This window comes from Tardiphaga sp. P9-11, assembly GCF_008329525.1.
Classification (GTDB): Bacteria; Pseudomonadota; Alphaproteobacteria; order Rhizobiales; family Xanthobacteraceae; genus Tardiphaga.
The window spans coordinates 334,486-361,483 of record NZ_NPKQ01000005.1; the positions used below are offsets into that span (position 1 = coordinate 334,486).

Here is a 26,998-nt window from a genome sequence, read left to right on the forward strand (position 1 = left end):
CATCATATCACCCTCGCCGGATGCCACAAGCCGAGGGCAGGCCTGCCGCTATAGCATCGCGCGGCTGCGAGACTTGCGGCGCACCGGCGCAGATTTGCCGGCTTCCGTGCGTGGCAAAAACTGCGCGCCCCGTGCCGCCAGAAAATCGCGCATCGCCAGCGCCGGCGGCAGCAAGACCTTGTCCTTGCGGTTGAGCACGAACCATTGCCGGATGATAGGCAGGCCGGTGACGTCAAGCATCACCAGCCGCTTCTCCTCGAGTTCGGTGGCCACCGTATGTGCGGAGATGAAGGCGATGCCGAGCCCGGCCATCACAGCCTGTTTGATGGTCTCATTGCTGTCCATCTCCATGCCGATCGTGGCGCGCAAACCCGCGCTCTCGAACAATTGCTCCATCAATCCGCGCGTGCCTGAACCAGGCTCGCGCGTCAGGAAAGTCTCGCTTGCGAGATCGCTCATGGTCAGCCGCGCCTTGCCTGCGAGGCGATGATTGCTTGGTGCGATGATTACATGCGGATGATCGCCGATCAGGTTCACATCCATGTCGATCCCGGCCGGCGGCCGGCCCATGATCGCGATGTCGAGATCGTAGTTGCGCAAGGCCGCGATGGTCTCCTCGCGATTGCCGACCGTCAGCAAGATCTCGATCTTGGGATGGAGCTTCGCGAAGGCCGAGATTGCGAAGGGTACGAAGTATTTCGCGGTACTGACGGCGCCGATGGAGATGCGCCCGCCGGTCTTGCCGGCCATCATGTCCAGCGATGTCGCGCAGGCCGCCATCGCGGCCTCGATCCGTTCCGACAGCGCCAGCACCTCGCGGCCCGCATCGGTCAAAACCATCCCGTCGCCGGTGCGCTGGATCAGCGGCAGGCCGGCGAGACCTTGCAGGTTGCGCAGTTGCAAGGTGACAGCCGGCTGTGTCAGACGCAGCTTCAAAGCTGCCGCCGTAATGCTGCCGCTGGCGGCGACGGCGGCCAGCGCACGCAGCTGGCGGATCGAGATGTCGCGGAAGCGCTTCGTCATATAAGGAAAACTTTCGTCGCCAAACTTTTACGAAAGTTCCTTTATTTGGCCCCGAGGGTCAATATCTGTGGGCAAAATGGCCCATTTCTGTCATTCCCGGGCCTTCCGGACGCGGCCATGTGCCAGAAGGAGCCCAGTATTTTGCGGAGATTGCGATGACCGACCACATGCCCCTGTCCCGATATACGGCTGACTATGCCGGACAGGACCCGCTGCGGCTGGCCGTGGCTGCTGCGGTCGATGCCTTCGCCAAGGCGTCCATCGAAATCTCGGAGCTGATCGGCTGCGGTGCGCTGGCCGGGATCACCGGCGAGGCGCAGGGTGCGCAGAATGCCGATGGCGACGTGCAGAAGGATCTCGATGTTCGCGCTGATGAGATCGTTCGCGCGGCGCTGAAGCCGGTGTCCTGGGCAGCGCTGGCCTCCGAGGAAGCCGAAACGGCGGATATCAGTGACAACGGCGGATTGCTCGACATTGCCTATGACCCGCTCGATGGTTCGTCGAATATCGAAACCAACATGACGGTCGGAACGATCTTCTCGATCATGCCGACCTCGAAGAGCGCTGTGCCGTTCACGCAAAAAGGCAGTGTACAGATCGCCGCCGGCTTCGTGGTCTACGGCCCGCAGACCTCGCTGGTGCTCACGCTCGGCAACGGCGTCGACATCTTCACGCTCGATCGCTCTTCAGGGAGCTACAAGCGCATTCGGGCGCGTGTGCAAATCCCGGCTGAGTGCGCGGAATATGCCATTAATGCGTCCAACCATCGTCACTGGGAAGCGCCGGTGCGCGACTTCGTCGAAGAGTGCCTCGCCGGTGTCGATGGCCCACGTGGCAAGAATTTCAACATGCGCTGGATCGCAGCATTGGTCGCCGAAGCCTATCGCATCCTGATCCGCGGCGGCGTGTTTCTCTATCCGTCCGATGCGCGCAAGGGCTATGCCGATGGCCGGCTGCGTCTCGTCTATGAAGCGCATCCCATGGCCTTTATCGTCGAGCAGGCTGGCGGCGGCGCGACCACCGGCCGTGTCCGCATTCTCGATCTCGCGCCGACGGCGATCCATCAGCGCGTGCCGCTGATCATGGGCTCGATCAGCAAGGTGAGACGCATCGAGGCCATGCATCTCGATGCGGGCGCAGGACAGGCGCAAGCTGCCGCCGAGTAACGCAAGGCGCAGCCGAACACGAAACGTGCGCGCTGCACATCCTGTTTTGAGTCATTCAAACATGACAGGCTTGAGGGCTTCTAAGGCTAAGCAACTCGAAACGGGTTGAGCATGACGTGACCGCGGCCTAGACAATCGCAGGGGTCGCAAAGGATACGCGCATGCTTCCGCAGCAGGTCAAGGTCTCCGATATCACCGACGAGAATTCGGCGCAGACCTATCTCAACCAGGCCATCATGACGACCTTCTGCCGCGTGCTCGACAGTTCGCGTTTGTCGCCCGATGTGGTGATGCGTCTTCTGGCAACCGCGGTCGGCGCGACCTATCGCGAAGTCGCCACGGCCCATCAGGATGGCCAGTGCCCGTGTGGATGGCGCCCGGTCCCGGATGCCGATATCGAGGCATTGCGATCGTCACTTGAAGACGCCGCTGCGCCGAAGATTGCCGACGATCTGCACAGCATGGTGATCGCAGGACGGGCGTAGCCGCCGGCCAAACTGCCCTGAATTGAGGCTGTATCTGCGCGAAATCGGCCACTGCGGATCGTCGCAGATAGCATTTTTGCGCCTGTTCCGCTCTCCCGATCACGTAATTGGGCCAGCGCGATCGACATATGGCAATTCCTTTAGACCTAAATTACTTTGGCCCGATCCTTGAATGTCGAGGAGATCGCGATCGGTGCAAAGTGACCTCATGACATCCTCATCCGCTGCAGTTCCCGGCCACGCCCCGGCCAGTTCGACCGTCTGGCGCGAAGTCGCACGCGCAATCGCCGATATCGGCGCCAAGCGCTGTTTCGGTCTCGTGGGCGGCGCAAATTTCAAGGTGACGCTCGGCCTCACCGAGTTCGGCGTCGAATTTGTTGCTGCGCGCCATGAAGGCGGCGCGGTGAGCATGGCCGATGTCGCAGCGCGGCTGACGCGCGATCTGACGATTGTCAGCGTAACAGCGGGGCCGGGTCTCACCAATGCGATCACCGGCATCGGCGAAGCTGCCAAGAGCGACACGCCGCTACTTGTTCTTGCGGGTGACGTGGTGCTCGGCGACAAGCAGTCGGCATTTGCCTTCAATCAGTCCGAACTCGTTCACGCGGTCGGCGGCGAGTGGCGGCAGATTACCGATGCACAGAGCGCTTATGCCGACACCTGGCAGGCAGCCTCGGTCGCTCTGCGTGAGCGCAAGCCCGTCGTACTCAGCCTGCCGATTAATGTGCAGGAAATGCAGGTCGCGGCGACGATGGGCAAGAAGCATCCGCCGATCATGCCGCGGATCACGGTCAATCCTGCGAAGCTGGACGAACTCGTTGCAACGATCCGGACCTCGAAACGACCGTTGATCCTGGCAGGTCATGGCGCGGTGGTGGCGGATGCGCAGCCGCTGCTGGTGCAACTGGCCGACAGACTCGGCGCGCTGCTGGCAACATCATTGCAGGCGCACGGGATGTTTTCCGGTCATCCGTGGAATCTCGGTGTCGCCGGAGGTTTCTCCTCGAAAGCAACGGCCGAATTGATTGCGCAGAGCGACATGATCCTCGCTTTCGGCATGTCGTTGAATATGTGGACCACGAAGAAGGGCAAGCTGATCTCGGACTATGCCCAGCTCGTGCAGATCGATGTCGAGAAAGGCCGCATCGGCGTCCATCGTCCGGTCGATCTTGAGCTCGAAGGCGATGCCTCCGCTGTGGCCACTGCCGTGTTACAGGCATTCGACAAGACGCCGCCCAGCGAACCCGGTTGGCGCACGTCAGAGGTTGCCGCGGTGATGACTGCCAGGGGTAACCACAATCTGGCCTATGACGACACCAGCACTGCCGACCACATCGATCCGCGCACGCTGAGTAAGGCGATGGACGATATCCTGCCGAAGGATCGCACCGTTGTTGTCGACGGCGGGCATTTCGTCGGCTGGGTGACGCGTTATATTTCCGCGCCCGACCATAAAGGCTGGTGCATTCCCATCGCGTTCCAGTCCATCGGCCTCGGCCTCGCCGGCGCCATCGGCGCGGCGGTGACGCAGCCAGAGCGTCTGACCGTGTTGGCGGTCGGCGACGGCGGCTTCCTGATGTCGATCGCGGAGCTGGAAACCGCGGTGCGGCTGAAGAAGCGCATCTGCATCTTCATCTATAACGACAGCGCCTACAGCGCCGAGGTGCATCACTTCGGGCCGGAAGGCTACAATGCCGGCATGGCGCAATTTCCGGTCACCGACTTCGCCGCCATTGCGCGCGGCTACGGCGCCGATGGCGTGGTCGTGCGTACGCTCGCCGATCTCGATGCGGTGCAGAACTGGGTCGCCGATGGCGCGCAGGGCGTGTTTATCGTCGATGGCCGGATCAATCCGAAGCTAATCGCGGACTGGTATAGCGAAATGTTCAGCGGCGCGAATTTGTAGTTCTTGCTGTCCCCTCTCCCGCAAGGAGAGAGGGGGACAGCACCGTAGTCATTAGGCCGAGACGTTTTCAGATCGTGTCTTCGCCCCGATATTCCGCAACCATTCCTTCGCAATGGTCAGATCCGCCTGCGAAAGCTGATGCCCGACAGGCAGTGTGCGGTGCTGCACATCGGCCCCTGCTTCCGTCAGCATCACCGCTAACCGCTGCGAGTTGCTCGGCGGGATGATCGGATCGGACCGGCCCGACACGATCAGTACCGGCCTGCCGGCGAGATTTGCCACCGGCGGATCACGCAGCGGCACCATCGCCCGCAACAATATGCCGCCGGCCAGCGCCTCGGGTCGTAACAGCATCATCGCTGCGGCGATATTGGCGCCGTTGGAATAGCCGAGCGCGATAGGCGATGCGATGCCGTAGCGGTCGCGGGCTTCGACCACGAAGTCCGCGAGGTCGTTGGCGCGGCGCCGCACGTCGTCCTCGTCGAACACGCCTTCGGCGAGCCTCCGAAAGAAGCGCGGCATGCCGTGCTCAAGCACCTGACCGCGCGGTGAGAGCAAGGACGCGCCCGGCGCAATCGCCTCGCCGAGCGGCAGCAGATCGCTTTCATCGCCGCCTGTGCCATGCAGCAGCAGGAGCGGCGTTGCTTCGCGCCGGTTGCCCGGCGCGAAGCGGTGGATGTGGGACAGGTCGTTACTCATGACGTCACCTTTTCAGTATCGAGCACCGGCAACACGCGCTCGATCTCGCTGCGATGCTTTTCGAGGAACGCGGGCAGCTTCAGATGCTCGCCGAGGGATTCGACGGGCTCATCCACTGCGAAGCCGGGGATGTCGGTCGCGATCTCGAACAGCACGCCGCCTGGCTCGCGGAAATAGACCGAACGGAAGTAGTTGCGGTCCTTCTGCTCCGTCGGCTGCTGGCCGTGGTTCTTCACCAGCTTGTTGGCCATCACCTGTTGGTCGGCATCGTCAACGGCGCGGAAGGCGACGTGATGCACCGAACCGCGGCCCTGGCGACCCGGCAGGAAGCCACCGGCTTCGTAGATATCGACGATGCCGCCTTCGACACTGTTGGCGCTCAGGCGGATGATCGAGCCTTCGCGTGCGGTTTCCTTGAAGCCGAACACGTCGGTGAGGATCGCGCTGGTCTTCTCGGCCTTCTCCAGCAACAGCGTCACGCCATGGAAGCCGCGGATCGCATGCTCGGCCGGCACGTCACCATTGCTCCAGCCGGGCTCGTTCTCGATGCCGGGAATGCCGACCAGCGCGAGGCTCATGCCGTCCGGATCGGTGAACGGAAGCACGGCTTCGCCGAAGCGCTTTTCGAGCGCTTCATGGGCAATGCCCTTTTCGATAAAGCGATGCGTCCAGTAGCCGAGCGAACGGGCAGGGACCCGGAACGAGGTCTGCTGGGTCTGGCCTACGCCGCCGCGGCCAGGGGCTGCGTGCTCCCACGGGAAGAAGGTCAGGATGGTGCCTGGCTTGCCGGTCTCGTCGCCGTAATAGAAGTGATAGGTACCCGGATCGTCGAAATTGACGGTCTTCTTGACGAAGCGCATGCCCAGCGCGCGGGTGTAAAAGTCGAAGTTCCGCAAGGCGTTACCGGCGATTGCAGTCACATGATGGATGCCTGACATGGTCTGTCTCCTAGGTTGGGAAGGCGTCTCGTCTTCCGTTGCCGGGATAATTGGGCGATCTCTAATCAAAGACAATCTGGCTATTTGTGACATGACTGTCTATAAATTAGGGACAGTCAGGAATGCCCGATGGACAAACTCAACAGCCTGCGTGCCTTCGTCAAAGTGGTCGAACTCGGCAGTTTCTCCGAGGCCGGGCGGCAGTTGCGGCTGTCGCGTTCGGCGATCTCCAAATATGTCGGCGAGCTCGAACAGGATCTCGGCGTTCAATTGCTCAATCGCACCACGCGCCACGCCAGCGCCACCGAGAATGGCCATGCCTATTTCGAACGCGCGCTCAGTATTCTGGCCGATCTCGATGCCGCCGATCAGGCGGTGGCGCACGCCCAGTCGACGCCACGCGGATTGCTGCGCGTCAATGCGCCGATGTCGTTCGGTACGCTGCAACTTGGTCCAGCCATCGCCGATTTCATGGCGCAGTGCCCGGAGCTGCAAATTCAGCTCGTGCTCTCCGACGATCAGGTCGATCCGATGCAGGGCGGCTTCGATGTCACCTTGCGCATCGCCGATCTGGAATCATCGAGCCTGATCGCGCGCAAGATCGTCGGCATCGATCGCGTGGTCTGTGCATCGCCGGACTATTTCAAGCAACACGGCACGCCGAAACTGCCGGAAGACCTACGCAACCACGCGCTGCTGACCTATGGTTTCCTGCTCACCGGCAATCAGTGGAAGTTGACCGGAAAAAATGGTGACGATCACTGGATCCAGCCGAGCTGGACGCTGTGTGTCAACAACGCCGAAGTACTGCGCGATGCGGCTATCAAGGGGAGGGGTGTCGCGCTGCTGCCGACTTTCATCGCCGGCGACGCCTTGCGCGCCGGATCGCTGCGCGGCGTGCTCAATAGCTATAAAGCGCCGCCTCTGACGCTCTATGCGATCTATCCGCCGACGCGGCATCTCGCCGTAAAGGTGCGGCTGTTCATCGATTTCCTGGTGGCGCGCTTCGCAGGCGTGCCTGAGTGGGACCTGGATCTCTAGATAAGTGCCACACACTCAGGCGTCGTCCCCGCCTAGCGCGCCGAAGGCGGGACCCACAACCAGGGTCAGCGTGCAAGGCGCTCGATCGCTAGGGTTTGGTCAAGCAGATTGGAATCGCAGCGGCAGTGTCTGTCACCTATTCCCGATGGGGAGAGGTGACAGAACGCTACAATTCGCTTCAACGTTACCGGATCACGCTCTAGCCCAGAGCTTCTGCGGAAGCCCAAGCTTCTGCGGAGAGGACGGAGGCTATGGGGCCCCCGGCTTCTGTGTGGGGGGGCGACATGGTGAGAGTGCCGCGCCTTACTGCTTCTCGATCCCTGCATCCGTGATCAGCTTCTCCCACACTTTGAGCTGATCCTTCAGGAACGCGTCGAATTCTTCCGGCGTACCGGAGAAGGCTTCCATGCCGCGGTTGGCGAGGTCTTTCTGGATATCGGGGCGCTCGACGATCTTGCGGATTTCGGCGTTGAGCTTGACGACGATGTCCTTCGGCATGTTGGCCGGGCCGAGATAACCCTGCCATGACGTAATGTCGAAGCCCTTCACGCCGGCCTCGTCCATGGTCGGCAGGTCCGGTAGCAGCTTGGAGCGATATTTCGTCGTCACCGCAAGCGACTTCAACGCCTTGGCGTTGACATGCGGCAGGCCGGTCGGCACGTCGACGAACATCATGCTGACGCGGCCGGCGATGACATCGGTGAGCGCGGGCGGGGAGCTTTTGTAGGGCACGTGGAGGAGATCGAGCTTGGCGAGGCGGGCAAAGGTCGCGCCCGAGACGATCGCCGACGAACTGCCCGATGCGTAGGAGTACTTGCCGGGCTCCTTCTTGGCGAGCGCGATCAGTTCTTCCACGGAGTTGGCCGGAATCTCGGGATTGATCACCAGCATGAAGGGCAGGTCGCCGGTGCGCGCGATCGGTGTGAAATCCTTGATCGGATCGTAGCTCATATTCTTGAGCAGATAGGGATTGGCCGAATGCGTCGTGTTCGTCGTCACGAACAGCGTATAGCCATCGGCAGGCGCGCGGGCGACGAAGCTGGCGGCGATCGAGCCGTTGGCACCGGCCTTGTTGTCGATCACGGTGTTGGCGTTCAGTGCAGTCCCGAGTTCCTTGGCGATCAGGCGCGTCGTGGTGTCGGTGCCGCTGCCGGCGGCGAAAGGGAGCACCAGCGTGATCGGCCGATTCGGATAGTTGGCCGTCTGCGCCAGTACGGCCGATGCGGAACACAGCAGCGCTCCGGCCACTGTAGCGCGTAATGCCGCGCAAACCACATTACGCATCGTTGGAAGTCCGATCATCCAGTCATCTCCCTCTATTGGCCTTGTTAGCCAGTGTTGTTGGGCGTCAAGCTAGCCGAGCTCCGTGATGCACGGAAGCGGAAATCCAGCACACGGTTGACGACGTCGTGGACGCCGGAGCCCGCCCGCTTCTCCTCGTTCAAGAGATCATGCACGCGCCAGTGCGCCCAGAAAGCTCACGTTCGTTCTGTGTCGCGCTCCGAAAGGTCTGGCTCGCGATTGCCTGCAATACGGCCAGCGTGGCTATCGTCGCGATGCGATAAACACGCCCGATAGCACCAGCACGTAACCGACGAGATGAAACAACTGCGGTTGCTCGCCGAGAAACGCGATCGCCAATACCGAGCCGAACACCGGCATCAGATGCAGAAATGGTGCAGCGCGATTCGGGCCGATCAATGCGATGCCGCGATTGAAGAACAGATAGGCCAGCGTCGACGGAAAGATCATGGCGTAGGCAAGGGTGAGCAAGGTTACCGTGTCGAAGATCAACGGCGAGCCGGAATTGAGTTCCCAGAGGCTGACCGGCACGGTCAGGATCGCGCCGCCCGCGGTGGTGAAGGTAATCAGCGACATCGGGTGGGTCACCGGTCGCCGCAGCATCAGCGCCGAATAGATGCCGAACACCAGGAGCGCTGCGAACAACATCGCATCGCCCTTGTTGATCTGGATGCTGGCCAGCGCGGTGACGTCGCCGCGCAGGATGATAATGAACACGCCGGACATGGACACGACGATGCCGAGCAATTGCGCGAGCGTCAGCCGCACGCCGAACAGGATCAGCGTCCACAGCGCGACGCAGAGCGGGCCGGACGACTGGATCAGCAGCGCGTTCAGGGCCTGTGTGTATTGCAGGCCCCAATAGGCCAGCACCGTATTGGCGGCGAAGCCGGTGAGCGCCAGCATGGCCATCAGTGGCAGATGGGCCCGCAGCACCGGCCAGTCCGTGCGCAGATGCGTCCAGGCGAAGGGCAGCAACAGGAAGAAGGCGCCGATCCAGCGCACGCAGGCCAGCGTCACCGGCGGCACGTGGCCGGCGACATAGCGGCCGAGCACGATATTCCCGGCCCAGAACAGCGAGGTGAGGCTGAGCAGGAGATAGGGCTGGTTGGCGAACCAGCCCACAAATGTTTGCCGCGGCGGGGGTGGAGAGGTCATCGGCTCAAGGGTCAATGCAGCCTTCCATAGGCGGCAGTTCGCAGAGCGGCACAAGCCACGCTGGCGCGCGGCGTCTATGCACGCCCGGGGAGCAAGCTTCGGTACATGTGTCGAATAGACGCTGGGAATGAGCCGTAATTCAGGTATTCAGATGCCGAAAAGCACGTGAAATCAGATGATTATACCTTTTCCGCCAGGCGAACATTAACGGCTTTCCAATGGCTTCCGGGTAGGACTGAATCGTTATGGTGGAACTTGTTTCTTGAATTGCGGGCCGGATACCTCGTCGACGTTGTCCAGTGGTGTGTCTGGAGCCGTTCGACTTTTGAGCGCACGACCGAGGGGTCGGTGCCCGACAGGAGATTGCAATGTCGTTGTCCGACTCCCAACCCAAATCCGGCCGCCGCCGGGGTCTCGGTCTTGGCCCGCGCATCATGTTGATGACGGTCTCCGGCATTCTCATTCTCGGCGTCTGCATCACGTTGGTCGCCAAATATGTGCTCGAACAGGGCGCCGCCAAATCCGCGACGGAACGGGTCGAGACCAACATGCGCGTCGCCTGGAACGTGCTGCGGGAGAGCGGTGACAAGTACAGTATCGCGGATGGCAAGCTGCTTGCCGACGGCAAGCCGCTGAACGGCAATTTCGCAGCGGTCGACAAGATCAAGGCGCTGGTCGGCGGCACCGCCACGATCTTCATGAACGATACCCGCATCTCGACCAATGTGATGAAGCCGGATGGCACGCGTGCCATCGGCACGCAGTTGGCGAAAGGGCCAGCCTATGACGCGGTCTTCACCGGCAAGACCGCGTTCCGTGGTGAAGTAGCGATCCTCGGCGAGCCTTATATGACCGTCTATGATCCGATCTTCGACGCCAGCCGCAACGTGATCGGTATCCTCTATGTTGGCATCAAGAAGGTCGAGTTTCTCGAGACCGCCAACGACACGCTCTGGACCATTATCTATGCGACGCTCGGCGTGATGCTGCTCGCCATTATTGTCAGCTATGTTGTGGCGCGCAGCAGCGTGGTGCGTCCGTTGAAGGCAAGCATCGCGACCATGAACCGCTTGGCGAAGGGCGATCTGTCCGTCGATATTCCGGCGACAGCGCGCCACGACGAAATAGGCGAGATCATGACAGCGCTCGGCGTGTTCAAGGCCAACGGCCTTGAAGTCGAACGCATGAAGGCCGAGCAGCTCGCCACGGAGAGCCGCACGGCCGAACAGCGCAAGGCAGACATGATGAAGCTCGCCGCCGATTTCGAAGGCGCTGTCGGTCAGATCGTCGAGACCGTGTCATCTGCTTCGAAGGAACTGGAAGGTTCGGCCACCACATTGACGGCAACATCGGATCGCTCGCAGGCTCTGGCGATCGCGGTGTCGGCGGCATCGGAAGAAGCAGCCACCAATGTGCAATCGGTTGCATCCGCCACCGAGGAGATGTCGTCGTCGGTGCACGAGATCAGCCGGCAGGTGCAGGGTGCCGCGCGCATTGCCAGCGAGGCCGTTGCGCAGGCTGACAACACCAACAACCGCGTCGGCGAGCTGGCGACGGCCGCGGCACGCATCGGCGATGTCGTCGAGCTGATCAACAATATCGCGGGACAGACCAATCTGCTCGCGCTCAACGCGACCATCGAGGCCGCGCGCGCTGGCGAGGCCGGCCGCGGCTTTGCAGTGGTTGCCGCGGAAGTGAAAGCGCTGGCCGAGCAGACCGCGAAAGCCACTGGTGAAATCAGCCAGCAGGTCAGCGGGATCCAGAAGGCGACCGAGGATTCGGTCTCGGCCATCAGGGAAATCTCGACCACCATCGGCCAGATGTCGGAAATCGCGTCCGCCATCGCATCGGCGGTTGAAGAGCAGGGCGCCACCACGCAGGAGATCTCGCGCAACGTGCAGCAGGCCGCAGCCGGCACGATGCAGGTGAGCGCGAACATCACCGACGTGCAGCGCGGTGTCGAAGAAGCAGGCTCCGCCTCGTCGCAGGTTCTGTCCGCAGCGCAATCACTGTCGAGCGAAAGCGCGCGACTAAAGCATGAGGTCGGGAACTTCCTGCGCTCGGTGCGCGCCGCGTAACCATCCACCGCGAAAGAATCACATGCGCGAAGGCGTCCTAGTTATTTCCGGACAGAAATAATCGTCGCGCCCTGGCTGCATCTCGCTGAGAAAATATCCGCTCACTTAGAACCATTAAAATCTGCGGCAGTGATGTCACACTGCTGCAGATTACTTGTTGTTTGGAACGCTTCTATTGGCCGTGACGTCGGCCACCCTCTAACCCCAATCCATCACATTGAGGCATCCGTCATCGAATATGTCGATGCGGATGGGATTTTGGGGATCGCCTTGAACACCACCATTTGCTTGTCGCGTATCGCGCTTCTGTCGTCGGTCTGCGCGCTCAGCGTCGTCACGCTCGATATGTCGCTGGCGCAGTCCAGTTCCACGCAGACGGGTGCGCAGCCTTTGCCGCCCGTGGTCGTCAACCAGCCGCAGCAGCGTCGCCGAGTGACGACCGCACCGAGCCGCACGCCGCGTGCCCGCACGGCAGTCGCGCCGCGCCCGGTGGCTCCGCGCCAGACCAATGTGTTCGTCGAAAGCCCGCGCGGTCCGATCCAGGGTTACGTCGCCAATCGCAGCTCGACCGGCACCAAGACCAACACGCCGATCAACGAAACGCCGCAGGCCATCTCGGTGGTTGGTGCCGAGCAGATTCGCGATCAAAAGCCCCGTAGCTTCGACGACGTCCTGCGCTATGTGCCGGGTGTTGCTGCTGGTACCTTCGGCTCCGACTTCCGCAACGACTGGTTCCTGATCCGCGGCTTCAAGTCCGACGATAACAGCGTGTTCCTCGACGGCATGCAGCTGTTCTACACGTCCTATGCGAGCTGGAAGCTGCAGCCATTCAACATGGAGCGCGTTGAGATTCTGCGCGGTCCTTCGGCGATCCTGTATGGCGGCTCGAGCCCCAGCGGCCTCGTCAACGTCGTCAGCAAGATGCCGCAGGCCGAGCCGATCCGTTACATCGAGACCGGCGTCGATAATTTCGGCAACGCCTATTTCGGCTTTGATATCAACACGCCGATCAAGCTGGCTCCGGGCAACGGCGAGCTCTACACCCGTATCGTCGGCCAGGTGCAGAACGGCGGCACGCAGACCGATTTCACGCCGAACAATAACTACTTCATCGCGCCGTCGGTGACCTGGAAGCCGGACGTCGACACCACGCTCACCATTCTCGGTTCGGCGTCGTATAACGAGACCCGTGCAGCGCAATTCCTGCCCTATGTCGGCACGGTGACCAACGGACCGTTCGGTCGTATTCCCACCAGCTTCTTTGGTGGTGAGCCGAATTTCGACAAGTTCAAGCGCGAGCAGGAGATGCTCGGCTACCAGTTCGAGCGCAAGCTGTCCGACAGTGTCACGTTCCGCCAGAATGCACGCTTCTCGCATGTCGACGTGAACTACACCGGCGTCACCGGCAACGGCTACGCCAACCAGACCACGGGTGACTTCGCACGCTATTCGTTTGGCACCCGCGGCATCGCCGATCAGGCGCAGATGGACAGCCAGGTCGAGTACCGCTTCAACACCGGCATTCTCAGCCACACCACGCTGTTCGGCCTCGACTTGAAGTACTACTCGATCAGCGACACCCAGGCCTTCGCATTCGGAAATCCGTCGATTAACGTGCTGAATCCAGTCTATACCGGTGCTCCGCCGCTGACCGCCGCGCCTTATCGCGATACGCAGCTGACGCAGCAGCAGCTCGGCGTCTATGTCCAGGACCAGATCAAGCTCGACCGCTTCACGCTGGTACTGTCGGGCCGTAACGACTGGGTCGACGTCAACGACGTTAGCCGCATTACTGGCACCGCGCCGCTCGGACGTAGCGACAACAAGTTCTCGGGGCGAGCCGGCCTGATCTACAACTTCGACAGCGGTGTCGCGCCGTACGTGTCGTATGCCACCAGCTACAATCCGATCATCGGCACCAACTCGTCCGGTCAGTTGCTGCTGCCCGAAACCGGCGAACAGGCCGAGATCGGCGTCAAGTTTCAGCCCGCCGGCTTCGACGGTCACTTCGGCTTCGCTTATTTCGACCTGAAGCGGAAGAACGTACTGACGACCGATCCGAACAGCATCCCGCCGAACCTGCAGATGCAGAACGCTGAGGTGACGTCGCGCGGCCTCGAACTAGAAGCCGTCGCTAACTTGGCTCCGGGCCTCAAGGTCGTCGGCTCATTCACCGCCTACAACCTGTTCAACAGTACGAACGCTGATCCGACTTTGATCGGCAAGGTGCCGACCAACACGCCGCGCCAGCTCGCGTCGGGCTGGGCTGACTACACGTTCCAGGACGGCGTCCTGCGTGGCTTCGGTTTCGGCGGCGGCGTGCGCTATGTCGGCGGCTCTTTTGCCGATACTGCGAATACACTCGCTGTGCCGTCACGGACCCTTGGCGATCTCGCGGTTCACTACGACTATCAGAACTGGCGTTTTGCTGTGAATGCCAACAACGTTACCGACGAGATCTACGTTGCGAGCTGTTCGACCGCGAATGCCTGCTTCTATGGTGATCGCCGCCGCGTGACCGGCAGTATCGGCTACAAGTGGTAACGGTGTGGGCGAGCGAGTCGGCACGACAATAGGTCGCCGCCCGTCCTGCTCGCCGCACGGTCGCCACGTCAAAATGATCGGCCAATGTCGTCTCCGGCTCACCGGAGACGGCATTTTCCGTTAGGCCGAGCAGACAGGAAAGGATCGATTCCCTGAAAGCCCGCACTGCCCGCATCTGGTCGCTGATCCACAAATGGACCAGCCTTGTCTCGACCGTGTTCCTGCTGCTGCTGTGCCTCACCGGCCTGCCGTTGATCTTTCATCACGAGATCGACGAGGCGCTCGGCTATGCGCCGAAGATGGACGTGCATGCGCCCGGCGCGGCGAAGCTCAGCCTGGATGCCGTCGGCCGCGCGGCGATCGCGGATCATCCCGGCAGCGTGTTGCTCTACATGGCCTGGGACAAGGACGAGCCCGGCATGGTCTCGACCTTCACCAACACGTCGGTGACCTCCGATCCGCAGACCACGGTGGTGAAGGCATTCGATGCCTATACGGCGAAGCCGGTGGGTCTACTCGGCACCGGCCCGATGCTGGTGATGCTGCGGCTGCATACCGACATGTATCTCGGGCTTCCCGGCAAGTGGTTCATGGGCGTCATGGGCTTCCTCTTCATTGTCGCGATCATCTCCGGCGTGGTGCTGTACTGGCCGTTCACGCGTCGACTGAATTTCGCGGCGATCCGCAAACAGAAGTCGCGCCGGGTCTTATGGCTCGACTGGCACAATCTGCTTGGCGTGGTCACCCTCGTCTGGGCGCTGGTGGTCGGCGGCACCGGCGTTATCAATGCCTATGCCGAAGTCATGCTCGGCATCTGGCAGCGCAACGAGCTGGCCGCCATGGCCGCGCCCTATGCCGGCAAGCCGACACCGACGCAACTGGCGTTGCTGGACAAGGTCGTCGGCAATGCCATGAAGACGACGCCGGGCATGGATGTCGCGTTCGTCGCCTTTCCCGGTACGCCGTTCACGTCGACGCATCATTTTGCGGTGTTCCTGCGCGGTGACACGCCGCTGACATCGCGGCTGGTAAAGCCCGTGCTGCTCGATGGCGAGACCGGAGAGGTGTCGGATACCAGCGAGCTGCCGACCTACCTGAAAGCCGTGCTGGTCTCGCAGCCGCTGCATTTCGGAGATTATGGCGGCATGCCGCTGAAGATCATCTGGGCGCTGCTCACCATGTTCACCATCATCGTGCTGGGCAGCGGGCTTTATCTGTGGGCGATCAAGCGCAGCAAGGTCAGGCGCGGCGCACGGCTGTCGGCCAGCACCACGGCCGCCCTTGGACCATCGTCATGAGCGAGGCGCCGCAGCACAGAGCGAACTGGTGGCGCGTGTTCGGTGCACCGATCGTCGTCGGCGTTTTATCGCTGGCAGGTCTGCTGTCGGCGCTGCTCGCCGGCGATCCGGGTCGGTATTTCTCGTGGTTCGCGCTTGGTGTGCCACTGGCGATCGCGGCATGGGCCTATTTGCGAAAAGCGTGAGTTACGCCACCTTCGGTTTCCGCGCCGCCACAACGATGCCGGCCAGCACCAGCGCATAGCCGATCACATGATACAGATGCAGGCTCTCGCCGACGAACACGATGGCCATCACCGAGCCGAAAACCGGCACCAGATGGAAGAACGGCGCCGAGCGGTTCGGGCCGATCAGCTGGACACCGCGATTGTAGCAGAGATAGGCCAGCGTCGAGGGAAACAGGATCACGTAGAACAACGCGAACAAGTTCAACGACGTCGCCTCCGGCAGGGGGCGCGCCGACAACTCCCAGACCAGCAGCGGCAACAGGAACAGCGCGCCGCAGCCGAACACGAAGGCCAGAAACGAGCTCTGCTGGATTACCGGGCGTTTCTGCACCAGTGCGGAATAGAGCCCAAAGATCGCCAGCGCCAGTACCACCAGCACATCGCCGATATTGAGTTCGATGGTGGCGAGCCTGGTGAGATCGCCATGCATGATGATGGTGAGCACGCCCAGCAGAGACACCAGAATTCCGGCGAGTTGGATCAGTGTCAGTCGCACGCGCAGTACGACCAGTGACCATCCCGCAAGAAACAGCGGCGTCGAGGACTGCAGCAGCAGCGCATTCAGCGCGGTGGTGTGCTCCAGCGCCGTATAGAGCATGGTGTTAAAGCAGGAGATGCCGCAGATCGCCATCACGACCATGACGCCGAGTTTGCTGCGGATCGCCGGCCAGTCGGTCTGCAGATCGCGCCATGCGAAAGGCAGGATGATCAGGAAGGCGCCGGTCCAGCGCAACACCGACAGGGTAACGGGCGGGAAATGCCCGGCGACAAGACGTCCAACGATCGCATTGCCCGCCCAGAACAGCGAGGGCAGGCAGAGCAGGATGTATGGTTGATCGTTCAGCCAACGCAGCGGACTGCGGCGGGAGATGGAAGCGGAGGACGACATCGACAAGGGCCTGACAGCAAACAACCCAGGCACGTTTGCCCAAGTTGCCTGACAGACACGGAAACACCGCGGAGTTCAATGGCTGCGGCGCATGGACCCCATGCACCGTTCTTGCTGCAGCGCAGTGCCTTACCAGCGCCGATCCCAGTTATTGTTCCAGCCGTTGTCCCAGCCGTCCGGCTGGCCGCGCATGGCGCGGCTCTTGCCGCGGCGCTGGTCGCCATAGGCCAGCATCGGATTCTGCATGCAGTCGCCGCGCTGGCCGCTCACGGTGGCCATGCACTGGTTATAGGATGTGAAGCTGCAGCTCGGATTGAAGCCGGTGGCCGAGGTGCGCGAGCACCATGGATATTCGCGGGCCATGGAGGGCGTAGCGCCCATCACGACCAGAAGTGCAGTTGCTGCCAGAACTGAGCGCATGTCGATTCTCCCTTGAGGTCCGAAATCGATAATGCGCAGCTTACATCGCCGTTCCCTCCTGCGACAGCGCGTCATGATCACAGCGTCCTGCCGGGGCTTCAAACCGCGGTGATGCGCATCAGTCCGTCAGTGTGGCCACCATCGCATCCAGCGCCGTCCGTGCTGCCTCCGGAGCGATCTCGATCTGCAACCCGCGCTGGCCCCCATTAAGATAGACGGTGGTCTCCGAAAGTGCATCCTGCTCCATGGCGACGGGCACGCGCTTCTTCTGTCCGAACGGGCTGATGCCGCCGACATGATAACCGGTCATCCGTTCTGCATCGGCCGGGCGCATCATCTTCGCGCTCTTGCCGCGAAACGCCGCGGCGAGCTTCTTCATGCTGACCTCCTTGTCGGAGGGCACGACGACGCAGACTGGCTTGCCGTCCACCTCGGCCATCAGCGTCTTCAGCATGCGCCGCGGCGCAATGCCGAGTGCCTCCGCCGCCTGCAGGCCGATGCTCTCGGCGTCCGGGTCGTAATCGTAAGTATGCAGGGTGAACGCAGCGCCGAGCTTGCTCAGCGTCTGCGTTGCGTGGGTGGTTTTCGACATGTGAGACTCAAGGGAATTGGAACGCTCAAGAGGGTGGTGAACTCAGACGACCTCGGACACGGGCTGCATGTCGATAGCAAAACTTTCGAGGAATTTCGAGGTCATGATGTAGAAGCCGACCGAGAGCTGCAATTCCACCAGCGCGCCGGGTGTCAGCTTGGTTGCGATCGCCTTGAATGTGACGTCCGTCGGGCGATGCAGCGCGACGATCTCATCGGTGAAGGCCAGCGCCGCGCGCTGCGTGTCATCGAAGCATGTAGCTGTCTGCCAGTCCTCCAGCGCGGCGTTCTGTTCGTCTGACACGCCGACATAGCCGCCGATGCGCTTGTGCGCGGCGATTTCATACGGCGCCTCGCAGAGAATGCCGGTGCGGGTGATTGCCAGTTCGCGGATGACGGGATCCAGCTCGCCCTTGTTGCGGATCGCGCCGCCGAGCCGGCAATATTGTTCGAGATAGGCTGGCGAATGCGCCATCATGCGAAAGATGTTGGCGTTGCGGTTCTTGCCGAGAATTTCGCGGGTGCGTTCGCTGGCGGAGGCGGGATCGCTGTAGTCGATACGGGCCATGTTTTCTCCCTGATGCCGTGCCGTCGCTCTCTGCAAATGAAAAGCGTTCCGACGACAACGTCGTTCTAGCCGAGCGGGGAGGCGTCTGCCAGATCACAAGCCGGCAGGGCTGTTCTTCGCTCTTGAAGCGCCGAAAGTCATTGAACAATTGATAGCTGCATCTATGGTGCTCGCGTGACAATGAAACCTCTTGCCGAGGCCGTCATGAGACCTTCACGATTTTCTGTCCTGACGCTGGTACTTGGGCTGGGTTTGTGTGCGGCCACCCTTGGCAATATGGCTATCGCTGCCGAACAGCAGCGCCCCGCCGATTGGCCGACGCAGGGCTGGCAGACATCCACGCCGGAAGAGCAGGGTATGGATCCCGTAGCGCTCGCCAGGCTGGTTGAGTCCGGTGCTCGCCAAAGCATGGACAGTATTCTGATCGTGCGCCACGGCAAGATCGTACTGGATGCGTATTACGCGCCGTACAGCGCGGACATGCCTCACGTGGTCAACTCCGTCACCAAGGCCGTGATCGGCACGCTGACGTCATTCGCCTTGAAGGATGGTCTGCTGACGGGCACCGATCAGCCGGCGCTGCCATTCTTCGGCGAGCGCAATATCCTCAACCTCGATGACAGAAAGAAAGCCATCACGCTTCAAGGTCTGCTGGACATGACCTCCGGACTGACGTGGGAGGAAGGGCTCGGCGAAGGACCACCGCTGTCGGTGATCGACATGGAGCGAAGCCGGAACTGGATCGAGTTCATCCTCAATCGACAGATGGCCGCGACGCCCGGAGACGGCTTCAATTACAATAGCGGCAATCCACATCTGCTGTCTGCGATCCTCACCAAGGTGACGGGGATGAGCGCGGAGGATTACGCCAAGGCGAGGCTGTTCGGCCCGCTGGGTATCACGGCATGGAAATGGCGGCGCGATCTGCAGGGCATCTCGACCGGCGGATACGGTCTGGCGCTGCACCCGCGCGATATGGCGAAGTTCGGCTATCTCTATCTGCGCAATGGCGAGTGGGAGGGTAAACCGCTGGTGCCGCGGGACTGGATCGACAAGGTGAACCACGCCACGGTGGACATGCACCTCTCATTTGCTCCGGCATGGCGTTATTCGAATTTCTTCTGGGCTCTTCCCGATAGCAACGTCTATTGGGCGAGTGGCTATCATTGTCAGTTGATCGTGGTCTATCCAGCGCTGGATCTTGTGGCGGTGACAACAGGCAGAAACGGCTGCGCCGTGACGACTCTCCTGCCGTCCATCGCGGCATCTATCAAATCCGAGACTGCAATACAGCCGGACACGGACGGCACAGAATTATTGGCGAGCGCCATCCGCGCCATATCGACAGAGAAGCCGTCAGAGGTCGGACCGACGCCAGAGATCGCATCGACGATCTCTGGCAAGATCTATGCGTTCGCCCGCAATCCGCTGGGCGTGAAATCGCTGACGCTGACACTGGTTGGCCCGAACCCGCATTATGATTTCGAACTCTACAGCCGCAATTCGGCGCGGCCGCCCGAGATGATCAGCGGCCCTATCGGGCTCGACGGATTGTATCGCAAGGGAAAGGACACACCCTATGGGCCGCTTGCCGTGAAGGGACGGTGGCTGGATGATCATGCGTTCGAAGTCGAGCGCATCAATATCGGCTCGAGCGAACTGTCGCGGAAATGGACGCTGTCATTCGATGGAGACAAGGTCAGTCTTCGCGGCAAGAACTATGAAGGCGTCGATGTTGCGATCGACGGACAGTCGGGCGGTTGATCGCCGAAAAGCACGGGAAATCCTGAGACCTCCCGTGCGGTCTTGCGGCGTCAGACCGGCATGATGCCTGGCGCCCGGCGCGGCCACTTGGCGATGACTTCCGGTGCGACGTTGAGATGTTGTGCGACGAGGGCCGGGGGCGTGTGCGTCAGCCAGTCGGACAGCGACACTTCCTCGTAATGCGCCGTGCGGAACACCTCGATGAATTGCAGGTCGGTGTCGCCGGTGTTCTCGATATAGTGGCCGAAGTTGCGTTTGACGTAGCCGACATCGCCCGGTGTGAAATCGATAGTGGTGGCATTCGGGCCGGAATTGAACAGGGTCATCCGCGCGCGACCCGCGAGATAATACTGCCACTCGTCGGCATTCGGATGCCAGTGCATCTCGCGCATGCCGCCGGGCTTCACCGTCACCAGCGCCACCGCGATCGTCGCCGAAGCGGTGAAGTTGCTGGTATCGGCAATCCGGATCTCGCCGTTGCGCGTGGATTTGACCGGCTTCGACGATCCCAGCGAATAGGTGAACGGATAGAGCGCGACATCCGCATCGCGATAGGACGATGCCTGATCGGCCGCGAGCGGACCGGGCACCGTGCCCTGGAAGATCCAGAGATTCTGCAGTGGGATTTTCGCGAAGCTCTCGACCGGTACACCGAAGTTCTTGGCGAGGATTTCGGGCGGCGTGTGCGCGATCCAGTCCGACAGCAGCAGCGTATTGAACTCGTTGGCCTGGCCGTCGTCGAAGCAGATCACGAATTCGCAGCCATCGGGGCCGAGGCCCTGCAGCGAATGCGGGGCGCCGGAAGGGAAGTACCAGAGATCACCGGCATTGACGTCGGCGACATAAGGCCGGCCCTGATTGTCGAGCACAGTCACGCGGCACGAGCCATAAGTCATGATCGCCCACTCGCCGGCCTGGTGCCAATGCATCTCGCGGATGCCACCCGCGGTGAGCCGCATATTAACGCCGGAGATCGTGGTTGAGATCGCAAAATCCGCCTGCGTCACCTGCCGTGCCCAGCCGCCGTTCTGGATGCGCCGCGGTGCATTGTTGAACGTCGCCCAGGGCAACGCCATGCCGCCGATATCGGTCGCTGGCGGCAATTGCGAGGATGGAAACTGGCCGGCGATGACGCGATTCTGCGGGCCAGGATCGCTCAGATTGTTCGGTCCCTTGGCGTTGATCGCGCCCTGCGGCGGCAGATCTGGATTGCCGAATGTAGCGGCCTGTGCGGACGCTGCGGCGGTCATCACGATGCCCGATGCTGTTGCTGCCATGAGATCTCTCCGTGAGAACATGGGACGTCCTCCTGTTGCGACGCGTTGCGCGTCTTGCATTTCGGATCGAGGTTGAGAGATGCGCGCCGGGTGACACCCGACGCGCATTATTGGTAAGGCGTCGCGTAGCTACTTCTTGACGCCTGCCGCAGCGAGGATCAGGTCGGCGACTTCCTTGGGATGCGAGACCAGCGAGAGATGGCCCGCATTGAGCTCGATCGTGGTCGCATTCATGCGCTTGGCGAGGAAACGTTCGAGATCGGGATTGATCGTCTTGTCCTGCTTCGAGACTGCATAGAACGAGGGCTTGTCGTGCCAGGCGGCCGCCGTGGTGCGCCCCGCAAAGATGGATGCGGCGGTTGATCCCTGCACGGCATAGAGCACTTCAGCCTGCTTGCGCGGAACGCCATTGGCGAAATATTTCAGGAACGAATCTTCGGACAGTTGCGTGTAGCCATCATGGGTCTGGATTCCGGCGCGCACCTCGCCCGTCGGGAATTTGCCGGACAGCGCCACGAAATCCTCATTGGCATCCGGTGCACGGGCCGCGACATAGACCAGCGCCGAGACCTTTGGATCGGTACCGACGTCGCTGATCACAGTGCCGGCCCAGGAATGCGCGACCAGCACGGTCGGGCCGTCCTGCAGCGCCAATGCGCGGCGCGTCGCCGCATCGGAGTCTTCCAGAGAGCTCAGCGGATTTTGCACCGCCGTGACGTGAAGGCCGGCCGCCTGCAAGCGCGGGATGACCTCAGCCCAGCTCGACCCGTCGGCCCAGGCGCCATGCACCAGCACCACGTTCTTCGCCTTCACGGGCGCTGCGGTTGCGGCTTCCGCCATCGGCGCCGTCAGCAGGCAGATGGCCGCCGTCAGCATTGCACGCAGTGTGAACTTGGAAAGGGAATTCATCAGCATTGTATCACCATTCGGTTGCCCGGCGATTGTCTCGGCCGGAAGGATGAGGGAAGAATGGATGTTGCGCTTGACGTGTTTGCGCCGCGCAGCTCGAAGGGAGATGATCGGCGTGGCACGATCTGGTTTATGGGATCGCGACGCCGCAGTGAATCGGACGGTGGTGTGCGGCCGTCATACCTAGGTTTATGGCTACGAATACGCAGCTCCGGCGCGACTGTTACGCCGGCGAACCCGGCGGTAACGGAATGGTGAGGGTTACAGGATGATCGACTACGTCACCGTGGATGTGTTCACGGATACGCGCTTCGGGGGCAATCCGCTGGCCGTGGTTCCCGATGCGCGCGACATCGACGAGACGCTGCTGCAGAAGATCGCCACCGAGTTCAATTACTCGGAAACGACCTTCGTGTTTCCGCCGGATGATCCCGCGCATACTGCACGCGTTCGCATCTTCACGCCGACCGATGAGATTCCGTTCGCCGGTCATCCCAATGTCGGCACCGCTTATGTGCTTGGCCGTCGGGGCACGGCGTTCGGCAAGCCTGTCGGTGATCATATGGTGTTCGAGGAGAAGGCAGGCCTCGTCCATCTCGATCTGTTGCGCGATGGCGGCGAGATTGTCGGCACCGGCTTCGTCGCGCCGCAGCCACTCACGATGCAGGGTGAGGTTGATCGTGACATGATGGCAGCCTGCATATCGCTCGCGTCCGATGCCATCGTCACGTCAACGCACGGGCCGCGCATGGTGTCCGTCGGTCTGCCTTTCGCGGTGGCCGAACTGGCCAGTCTCGATGCGCTGGCCTCCGCGCGACCAAGCACAACGGCCTTCGAGCAAGCCGAACGGAAACATCGGTCTCGCGACGATCGCTTCTCGGTCTTCATCTATGTCCGTACCGGCGACAGTTTCGATCACCTGCGCGCGCGGATGTTCGCGCCGCTCGACAATGTCCCTGAAGATCCGGCAACCGGGAGCGCCTCTGCGGCGCTTGCGGCCTATCTCGTTACATTCGATCCGCGCCGTGACGCGATCTGCAATATCACCATCGAGCAGGGCGTCGAGATGGGACGCCGCAGCCTCATCGAAGTTGAGGTGCGGAAGCGTGATGGACATGTCGAGAGCGTTCGCATTTCCGGCCGTTGCGTGCCGGTGATGCAGGGCCGCATCGATCTGTAAGCTGAATCACGCCTCTCCCGGCAGGTCGCTCATGCGCCACAGCGCCAGTGATTTGTCGGCATAGTCGCCACCAGCTTCCGTGCAGCCTTCGTTGATCACCGCTTCAGGCACAGGAAACAGGAACGGTGCCTGTTGAAGGTTCAGCACGCGCCAGTCGCCGTCCTCGATATCGCGATTGGCCGGTGCGTCGGGGAATGTCGTGGTCAGCAGCCAGCGCGTGCCGGAGTGTTTCAGATTGGCGATGGCGCGGTGGATGTTGGCGAAAGACAGATGCACAAGGCAGTCGCGGCACAACACGAGATCGGCAGCGGGGAGGGGATCGCTGACGAGATCGAGCAGGCGGAAGTCGACGTGGTCGGCGCGCCCGTAGCGCGCGACGTTGGAGGCGATGATGTCCGGCACGATGTCGGTGCCGAGATAGGCGATACCGCGAAGATCCATCTGCGCCATCCAGGTGAAGTCGCCGCAGGGCAGATCGAGGAGTGTTTTCACCTCAAAGCGCTTCAGAAGTTGCGACAGCTCCCGGCGCAGCATTGATGTCGCGTCCAGCTCCGAGCCGAGGCCGGACTGGGAGGTTTCGGCGCCCCACAGATTGCTGCGATGGATCAACGCAAATCGTTCGGCGAGGTCGAGGCCATCGAAATCGCGCCGTTGCTCGGTGAAGCGGAGTTCGGCCAGAACCGGAGATCGTGACTTCGGTGTGTCCATTCGCGTGCCCTTCACCGCGTCAAAGACGAGTGAAATCAACTCGTTGATCATTGGCCTTGCAAATTCCAAGCGTATCACGTATATTCTCGTCATTCGAATATATGCTCTGGCTTGTTGACCGCGCCGTAATCGGCTCTATTCCCCAAGACATCGTTGAAATCGGATCGGGCTCACGCGATGTCGCGTAGGGCTCGCGCATTCGCACATCTTGGAGAAGAGTTATGGCAGTCGGTACAGTTAAGTGGTTCAACGCAACCAAGGGTTTCGGTTTCATTCAGCCTGATGACGGCGGCCAGGATGTGTTCGTTCACATCAGTGCAGTCGAACGCGCTGGATTGGGTTCGCTCAATGAAGGCCAGAAGGTTTCCTTCGAAGCCAAGGTCGACAAGATGCGCGGCAAGACCAGCGCAGAAGATTTGCGCGCCGTCTGAGCTTGCGAATCTGCAGCTTGAAGGTCCTGAAATTTCCACGGATGTACTGGGATTTCTCGACCGGCAAGTTCTGCATCGTCTCATAGATTTGGAATGACTGAAGCCCGCCGGTGATCATCACCGGCGGGCTTCATGCTATAAGTATGATCATGCGCGCGATTTGGCGTCCGATATGAGGACCGATCAAGATGAGTGAACGTCTGGATACGCTCAAGGCGGCGCGTATGCGCATGATCGAGGAACGCGATGCTCATGCGAAAGTGCTGGCTGCGCCCTTCAATCGCGACAATGCCGAACGGGCCCGAAACAAGTTCGTCGAGATGCAGAACGTGATCGACGCCATCGATAGCGCCATTGCAGGCGAGCATCCCGCCTCATAGCGCCGGCTTTAGCCGATCAGCGCGCGCAGTTCAGCAATCATCGTCGTGGTCTCGAACGGCTTGCCGAAGAAGCGGCTGTCGTCGGCATATCGTTCTGGGCGACCTGCAAATGGCCAATGGTATTCAGGCGAGTGGCGACATCGTCTGCGCCGCATGCCCGTCGCACCACAGCCAGGCGTTGACCGCACCGTTGCGGCCGCGGATCTGCACGTCGGTCGGGCCGCTCAGCGCGCCGGTCGTGACGACCGCACAATCAGCGCCCGCCGCGCGCAGCAGATCGTCGCTCAGGGCGACCTTGGCTCCGTGGCTCGCGGCCACCTCCATGAGCCGACTGGCAACATTGACGGTATCGCCTGTCGCGGTGATGTGCTGGTAGCTCGCGCCGCCGAGACGCGATGCGACAATATCGCCGAAATGTGCACCGATCTTGAATCCGATCCGGGTGGCGATCTCAGGCGGAAGACCGGCGATCCATGTGCCGGTGCGCGTCGTGAGTTCGATACAGCAGCGCGCGGCACGAGCGGCATCGTCATCGGCGACCGCAGGCAATCCGAACAGGATCATCGCGCCGTCGCCCATGAAGGTTGTCACCACGCCGCCATGGGCGAGGGTCACCTGGTCGATCATTGCGTGGAAGGACTTTAACAGTTCGCGCACCGTATCTGCATTGAGCGTCTCGCTGAGTCCCGTGAAGCGCGACAGATCGATGAAGATGACGGCGGCATGCTGATGCACCGGCTGCAACAGGTAATCCGGATCCCTGATCAGCCATTCGCGCAGGCCCGGCGCCTGGAACTGGCGCAGCAGATCGCTGCGGGCGGCGAAACGCTGCACGCTGCGCCGGCTACTCCAGATCTGCAGCGCGCCGAACGCCATTGCCGGCGGCACGGCTGCGGCGAGCGGCAGCGCAGCGCTCATCCAGATGCCATGGCCGTAGGCGATGGTGTTGATCCCGGCCCACAGCGCGACGACTGCGACGATCGCAATGAGGCCGATGGCATTGCGTCGCCAGGCGAGCAGGGCGATGCACAGGATCGCCAGCACGATCGCAAAGCCGGCATCGAACAGCCGTATGGATGTATTGCGCAACAATGTGTCCTTGGCGAGCAGATGCGTGATCGCGGTGGATACCACTTCAACGCCGGGCATCACGGGATCGAACGGCGTCGAGAAAAAATCACCGCCGCCGGTCACGGTGACGCCGATGGCGACGACGCGATCCTCGACATCGGCACGGCGGAGTTTGCCCGCCAGAACATCCGATGCGCTGATCGTCCGGATCGTGCCGCGCGGCCCATAGAACGACATCGGCAACAAATGGCCGACATCGGTCGGGACATGGGTGCCGGCGAGGGAAAAATTATGTTCGCCAATCTGGGCGTCGTCGCGCGAGGCGGCGGATGCGACGCGCAGCGGCATCGACACCATCACGCGATCGGCCGAGCGCATCAACATCGGCATCGAACGTGGCACGCCACTGCTGTCGGTGTTGAGATTGACCACCCCGACCGTGGCCTGGTCGGCGAAGATCTTCAGCGGCAGCAGAAATCCTGACGCGACCGGCAGGTCCGCGAGTGGTCCGGCCTCTTTGGTGGCCACCATCTGTTTCGACTCGCCGAACAACGCCGCCGCAGCGATGACGGTGTTGGCCTTGCCGAGTGCCTGCGCCAGCGCGGCGTCGCTCTCCGCTGCGCCGGTATCGACCAGCAGCAGATCGAGTGCGAGCACTTTCGGTTTGTAGCGCGCAATCTCCTCGATGATCTTGGTCAGCGTGACGCGGGGCAGTGGATAGCTGCCCTGTTCGCGCGCCACCCGATCGTCGATAGCGATGATGGTGACGAGATCGGGCGGCTTCTTCACACCACGGACCTGGATGCGCAGGTCGGTCAGTGTCGCCTCTAACCGGTCGAGCAAGCCGACATCGCCGCGGTTATGGCCAAAGGCCAGCGCTGCCGCCCACACCCCCGCCAGGATCATGGCGAGCGGCGTCTGCAATGTGCTGGCCTTCATCATCGT

The 26,998-nt window shown here is 61.7% G+C and carries 25 protein-coding genes; 12 read left to right on the top strand and 13 right to left on the bottom strand.

All coding sequences use genetic code 11. The features are described 5' to 3' along the window. Nucleotides 1–48 precede the first annotated feature (48 nt). Nucleotides 49–1,023: a LysR family transcriptional regulator gene (locus CIW50_RS19280; protein WP_149532802.1), complete on the bottom strand. Its 975-nt coding sequence runs from the start codon at nucleotides 1,021–1,023 to the stop codon at nucleotides 49–51. Nucleotides 1,024–1,178: 155 nt separating this feature from the next. On the opposite strand from CIW50_RS19280, the gene CIW50_RS19285 reads away from it, so the two are divergent. From CIW50_RS19285 to CIW50_RS19295, 3 genes are all read left to right on the top strand, one after another. After that, nucleotides 1,179–2,189: a class 1 fructose-bisphosphatase gene (locus tag CIW50_RS19285; RefSeq protein WP_149532803.1), complete on the top strand. Its 1,011-nt coding sequence runs from the start codon at nucleotides 1,179–1,181 to the stop codon at nucleotides 2,187–2,189. 161 nt (nucleotides 2,190–2,350) lie between these two features. Further along, on the top strand, nucleotides 2,351–2,674 hold the full coding sequence (locus CIW50_RS19290) for a hypothetical protein (protein ID WP_149532804.1): 324 nt from the start codon (nucleotides 2,351–2,353) through the stop codon (nucleotides 2,672–2,674). 208 nt (nucleotides 2,675–2,882) lie between these two features. Further along, on the top strand, nucleotides 2,883–4,580 hold the full coding sequence (locus CIW50_RS19295) for a thiamine pyrophosphate-binding protein (protein WP_172980386.1): 1,698 nt from the start codon (nucleotides 2,883–2,885) through the stop codon (nucleotides 4,578–4,580). 51 nt (nucleotides 4,581–4,631) lie between these two features. Here the strand turns inward: CIW50_RS19295 and CIW50_RS19300 are convergent, their stop codons facing one another. Together CIW50_RS19300 and CIW50_RS19305 are read right to left on the bottom strand one after the other, a co-directional pair. After that, complete coding sequence (locus CIW50_RS19300; protein WP_149532806.1) at nucleotides 4,632–5,279, bottom strand: alpha/beta hydrolase; 648 nt, start codon at nucleotides 5,277–5,279, stop codon at nucleotides 4,632–4,634. Next, nucleotides 5,276–6,217: a ring-cleaving dioxygenase gene (locus CIW50_RS19305; RefSeq protein ID WP_149532807.1), complete on the bottom strand. Its 942-nt coding sequence runs from the start codon at nucleotides 6,215–6,217 to the stop codon at nucleotides 5,276–5,278. The genes CIW50_RS19300 and CIW50_RS19305 overlap by 4 nt, the downstream gene beginning before the upstream one ends. A 129-nt stretch (nucleotides 6,218–6,346) precedes the next feature. Between CIW50_RS19305 and CIW50_RS19310 the strand changes: the two genes are divergently transcribed. Further along, on the top strand, nucleotides 6,347–7,258 hold the full coding sequence (locus CIW50_RS19310) for a LysR family transcriptional regulator (protein WP_149532808.1): 912 nt from the start codon (nucleotides 6,347–6,349) through the stop codon (nucleotides 7,256–7,258). Between the two features lie 303 nt (nucleotides 7,259–7,561). On the opposite strand, the gene CIW50_RS19315 is transcribed toward CIW50_RS19310, so the two are convergent. Both CIW50_RS19315 and CIW50_RS19320 read right to left on the bottom strand, forming a co-directional pair. Then, nucleotides 7,562–8,542 carry a Bug family tripartite tricarboxylate transporter substrate binding protein gene (locus CIW50_RS19315; RefSeq protein ID WP_149532867.1) on the bottom strand — a complete coding sequence of 327 codons (981 nt, stop codon included), beginning with the start codon at nucleotides 8,540–8,542 and terminating at the stop codon, nucleotides 7,562–7,564. 261 nt (nucleotides 8,543–8,803) lie between these two features. Beyond that, complete coding sequence (locus CIW50_RS19320; protein ID WP_149532809.1) at nucleotides 8,804–9,718, bottom strand: DMT family transporter; 915 nt, start codon at nucleotides 9,716–9,718, stop codon at nucleotides 8,804–8,806. Between the two features lie 368 nt (nucleotides 9,719–10,086). Here CIW50_RS19320 and CIW50_RS19325 point away from each other — a divergent pair, with 368 nt between their 5' ends. From CIW50_RS19325 to CIW50_RS19340, 4 genes are all read left to right on the top strand, one after another. Beyond that, a complete protein-coding gene (locus CIW50_RS19325; RefSeq protein ID WP_246664357.1) occupies nucleotides 10,087–11,796 on the top strand; it encodes a methyl-accepting chemotaxis protein in 1,710 nt (569 codons plus the stop codon). 288 nt (nucleotides 11,797–12,084) lie between these two features. Further along, on the top strand, nucleotides 12,085–14,340 hold the full coding sequence (locus tag CIW50_RS19330; RefSeq protein ID WP_149532869.1) for a TonB-dependent siderophore receptor: 2,256 nt from the start codon (nucleotides 12,085–12,087) through the stop codon (nucleotides 14,338–14,340). Between the two features lie 185 nt (nucleotides 14,341–14,525). Further along, nucleotides 14,526–15,638, top strand: coding sequence for a PepSY-associated TM helix domain-containing protein (locus tag CIW50_RS19335; RefSeq protein WP_283808853.1), 1,113 nt, complete (start codon nucleotides 14,526–14,528; stop codon nucleotides 15,636–15,638). Then, nucleotides 15,635–15,823, top strand: coding sequence for a hypothetical protein (locus tag CIW50_RS19340; RefSeq protein ID WP_149532811.1), 189 nt, complete (start codon nucleotides 15,635–15,637; stop codon nucleotides 15,821–15,823). The genes CIW50_RS19335 and CIW50_RS19340 overlap by 4 nt, the downstream gene beginning before the upstream one ends. Nucleotide 15,824: 1 nt before the next feature. Here the strand turns inward: CIW50_RS19340 and CIW50_RS19345 are convergent, their stop codons facing one another. The 4 genes from CIW50_RS19345 to CIW50_RS19360 all read right to left on the bottom strand — a co-directional run bounded on the left by CIW50_RS19345 (nucleotide 15,825) and on the right by CIW50_RS19360 (nucleotide 18,333). After that, the gene (locus CIW50_RS19345) at nucleotides 15,825–16,754 is read right to left on the bottom strand and encodes a DMT family transporter (RefSeq protein ID WP_149532812.1); all 930 of its coding nucleotides are present in this window, start codon (nucleotides 16,752–16,754) and stop codon (nucleotides 15,825–15,827) included. Nucleotides 16,755–16,883: 129 nt separating this feature from the next. After that, a complete protein-coding gene (locus CIW50_RS19350) occupies nucleotides 16,884–17,174 on the bottom strand; it encodes a DUF3551 domain-containing protein (protein WP_172980387.1) in 291 nt (96 codons plus the stop codon). 118 nt (nucleotides 17,175–17,292) lie between these two features. After that, nucleotides 17,293–17,766, bottom strand: a complete 474-nt coding sequence (gene ybaK / locus CIW50_RS19355) for a Cys-tRNA(Pro) deacylase (RefSeq protein ID WP_149532814.1) — start codon at nucleotides 17,764–17,766, stop codon at nucleotides 17,293–17,295. Between the two features lie 42 nt (nucleotides 17,767–17,808). Continuing rightward, complete coding sequence (locus CIW50_RS19360; protein WP_149532815.1) at nucleotides 17,809–18,333, bottom strand: carboxymuconolactone decarboxylase family protein; 525 nt, start codon at nucleotides 18,331–18,333, stop codon at nucleotides 17,809–17,811. Between the two features lie 204 nt (nucleotides 18,334–18,537). Between CIW50_RS19360 and CIW50_RS19365 the strand changes: the two genes are divergently transcribed. Continuing rightward, nucleotides 18,538–20,097: a serine hydrolase domain-containing protein gene (locus CIW50_RS19365; protein WP_172980388.1), complete on the top strand. Its 1,560-nt coding sequence runs from the start codon at nucleotides 18,538–18,540 to the stop codon at nucleotides 20,095–20,097. A 50-nt stretch (nucleotides 20,098–20,147) separates the two neighbouring features. On the opposite strand, the gene CIW50_RS19370 is transcribed toward CIW50_RS19365, so the two are convergent. Continuing rightward, the gene (locus tag CIW50_RS19370; RefSeq protein ID WP_149532817.1) at nucleotides 20,148–21,395 is read right to left on the bottom strand and encodes a cupin domain-containing protein; all 1,248 of its coding nucleotides are present in this window, start codon (nucleotides 21,393–21,395) and stop codon (nucleotides 20,148–20,150) included. A gap of 108 nt (nucleotides 21,396–21,503) precedes the next feature. Continuing rightward, on the bottom strand, nucleotides 21,504–22,283 hold the full coding sequence (locus CIW50_RS19375; protein ID WP_246664359.1) for an alpha/beta fold hydrolase: 780 nt from the start codon (nucleotides 22,281–22,283) through the stop codon (nucleotides 21,504–21,506). A gap of 268 nt (nucleotides 22,284–22,551) precedes the next feature. Here CIW50_RS19375 and CIW50_RS19380 point away from each other — a divergent pair, with 268 nt between their 5' ends. Further along, on the top strand, nucleotides 22,552–23,463 hold the full coding sequence (locus tag CIW50_RS19380) for a PhzF family phenazine biosynthesis protein (protein ID WP_149532818.1): 912 nt from the start codon (nucleotides 22,552–22,554) through the stop codon (nucleotides 23,461–23,463). Between the two features lie 6 nt (nucleotides 23,464–23,469). Here CIW50_RS19380 and CIW50_RS19385 read toward each other — a convergent pair whose 3' ends face one another. Beyond that, the gene (locus CIW50_RS19385) at nucleotides 23,470–24,171 is read right to left on the bottom strand and encodes a class I SAM-dependent methyltransferase (RefSeq protein ID WP_149532819.1); all 702 of its coding nucleotides are present in this window, start codon (nucleotides 24,169–24,171) and stop codon (nucleotides 23,470–23,472) included. A 221-nt stretch (nucleotides 24,172–24,392) separates the two neighbouring features. On the opposite strand from CIW50_RS19385, the gene CIW50_RS19390 reads away from it, so the two are divergent. Next, nucleotides 24,393–24,602, top strand: coding sequence for a cold-shock protein (locus CIW50_RS19390; RefSeq protein WP_116663775.1), 210 nt, complete (start codon nucleotides 24,393–24,395; stop codon nucleotides 24,600–24,602). Between the two features lie 188 nt (nucleotides 24,603–24,790). Beyond that, nucleotides 24,791–24,982, top strand: coding sequence for a hypothetical protein (locus tag CIW50_RS19395; protein ID WP_149532820.1), 192 nt, complete (start codon nucleotides 24,791–24,793; stop codon nucleotides 24,980–24,982). A 123-nt stretch (nucleotides 24,983–25,105) separates the two neighbouring features. On the opposite strand, the gene CIW50_RS19400 is transcribed toward CIW50_RS19395, so the two are convergent. Then, nucleotides 25,106–26,995 carry a CHASE2 domain-containing protein gene (locus tag CIW50_RS19400; protein ID WP_349636747.1) on the bottom strand — a complete coding sequence of 630 codons (1,890 nt, stop codon included), beginning with the start codon at nucleotides 26,993–26,995 and terminating at the stop codon, nucleotides 25,106–25,108. Nucleotides 26,996–26,998 lie beyond the last annotated feature (3 nt).

Bases quoted from the DNA above. Each gene is read 5' to 3' on its own strand.
- CIW50_RS19280 (WP_149532802.1), bottom strand. From the start codon at position 1,023: ATGACGAAGCGCTTCCGCGACATCTCGATCCGCCAGCTGCGTGCGCTG.
- CIW50_RS19285 (WP_149532803.1), top strand. From the start codon at position 1,179: ATGACCGACCACATGCCCCTGTCCCGATATACGGCTGACTATGCCGGA.
- CIW50_RS19290 (WP_149532804.1), top strand. From the start codon at position 2,351: ATGCTTCCGCAGCAGGTCAAGGTCTCCGATATCACCGACGAGAATTCG.
- CIW50_RS19295 (WP_172980386.1), top strand. From the start codon at position 2,883: ATGACATCCTCATCCGCTGCAGTTCCCGGCCACGCCCCGGCCAGTTCG.
- CIW50_RS19300 (WP_149532806.1), bottom strand. From the start codon at position 5,279: ATGAGTAACGACCTGTCCCACATCCACCGCTTCGCGCCGGGCAACCGG.
- CIW50_RS19305 (WP_149532807.1), bottom strand. From the start codon at position 6,217: ATGTCAGGCATCCATCATGTGACTGCAATCGCCGGTAACGCCTTGCGG.
- CIW50_RS19310 (WP_149532808.1), top strand. From the start codon at position 6,347: ATGGACAAACTCAACAGCCTGCGTGCCTTCGTCAAAGTGGTCGAACTC.
- CIW50_RS19315 (WP_149532867.1), bottom strand. From the start codon at position 8,542: ATGCGTAATGTGGTTTGCGCGGCATTACGCGCTACAGTGGCCGGAGCG.
- CIW50_RS19320 (WP_149532809.1), bottom strand. From the start codon at position 9,718: ATGACCTCTCCACCCCCGCCGCGGCAAACATTTGTGGGCTGGTTCGCC.
- CIW50_RS19325 (WP_246664357.1), top strand. From the start codon at position 10,087: ATGTCGTTGTCCGACTCCCAACCCAAATCCGGCCGCCGCCGGGGTCTC.
- CIW50_RS19340 (WP_149532811.1), top strand. From the start codon at position 15,635: ATGAGCGAGGCGCCGCAGCACAGAGCGAACTGGTGGCGCGTGTTCGGT.
- CIW50_RS19345 (WP_149532812.1), bottom strand. From the start codon at position 16,754: ATGTCGTCCTCCGCTTCCATCTCCCGCCGCAGTCCGCTGCGTTGGCTG.
- CIW50_RS19350 (WP_172980387.1), bottom strand. From the start codon at position 17,174: ATGCGCTCAGTTCTGGCAGCAACTGCACTTCTGGTCGTGATGGGCGCT.
- ybaK (WP_149532814.1), bottom strand. From the start codon at position 17,766: ATGTCGAAAACCACCCACGCAACGCAGACGCTGAGCAAGCTCGGCGCT.
- CIW50_RS19360 (WP_149532815.1), bottom strand. From the start codon at position 18,333: ATGGCCCGTATCGACTACAGCGATCCCGCCTCCGCCAGCGAACGCACC.
- CIW50_RS19365 (WP_172980388.1), top strand. From the start codon at position 18,538: ATGAGACCTTCACGATTTTCTGTCCTGACGCTGGTACTTGGGCTGGGT.
- CIW50_RS19370 (WP_149532817.1), bottom strand. From the start codon at position 21,395: ATGTTCTCACGGAGAGATCTCATGGCAGCAACAGCATCGGGCATCGTG.
- CIW50_RS19375 (WP_246664359.1), bottom strand. From the start codon at position 22,283: ATGAATTCCCTTTCCAAGTTCACACTGCGTGCAATGCTGACGGCGGCC.
- CIW50_RS19380 (WP_149532818.1), top strand. From the start codon at position 22,552: ATGATCGACTACGTCACCGTGGATGTGTTCACGGATACGCGCTTCGGG.
- CIW50_RS19385 (WP_149532819.1), bottom strand. From the start codon at position 24,171: ATGGACACACCGAAGTCACGATCTCCGGTTCTGGCCGAACTCCGCTTC.
- CIW50_RS19390 (WP_116663775.1), top strand. From the start codon at position 24,393: ATGGCAGTCGGTACAGTTAAGTGGTTCAACGCAACCAAGGGTTTCGGT.
- CIW50_RS19395 (WP_149532820.1), top strand. From the start codon at position 24,791: ATGAGTGAACGTCTGGATACGCTCAAGGCGGCGCGTATGCGCATGATC.
- CIW50_RS19400 (WP_349636747.1), bottom strand. From the start codon at position 26,995: ATGATGAAGGCCAGCACATTGCAGACGCCGCTCGCCATGATCCTGGCG.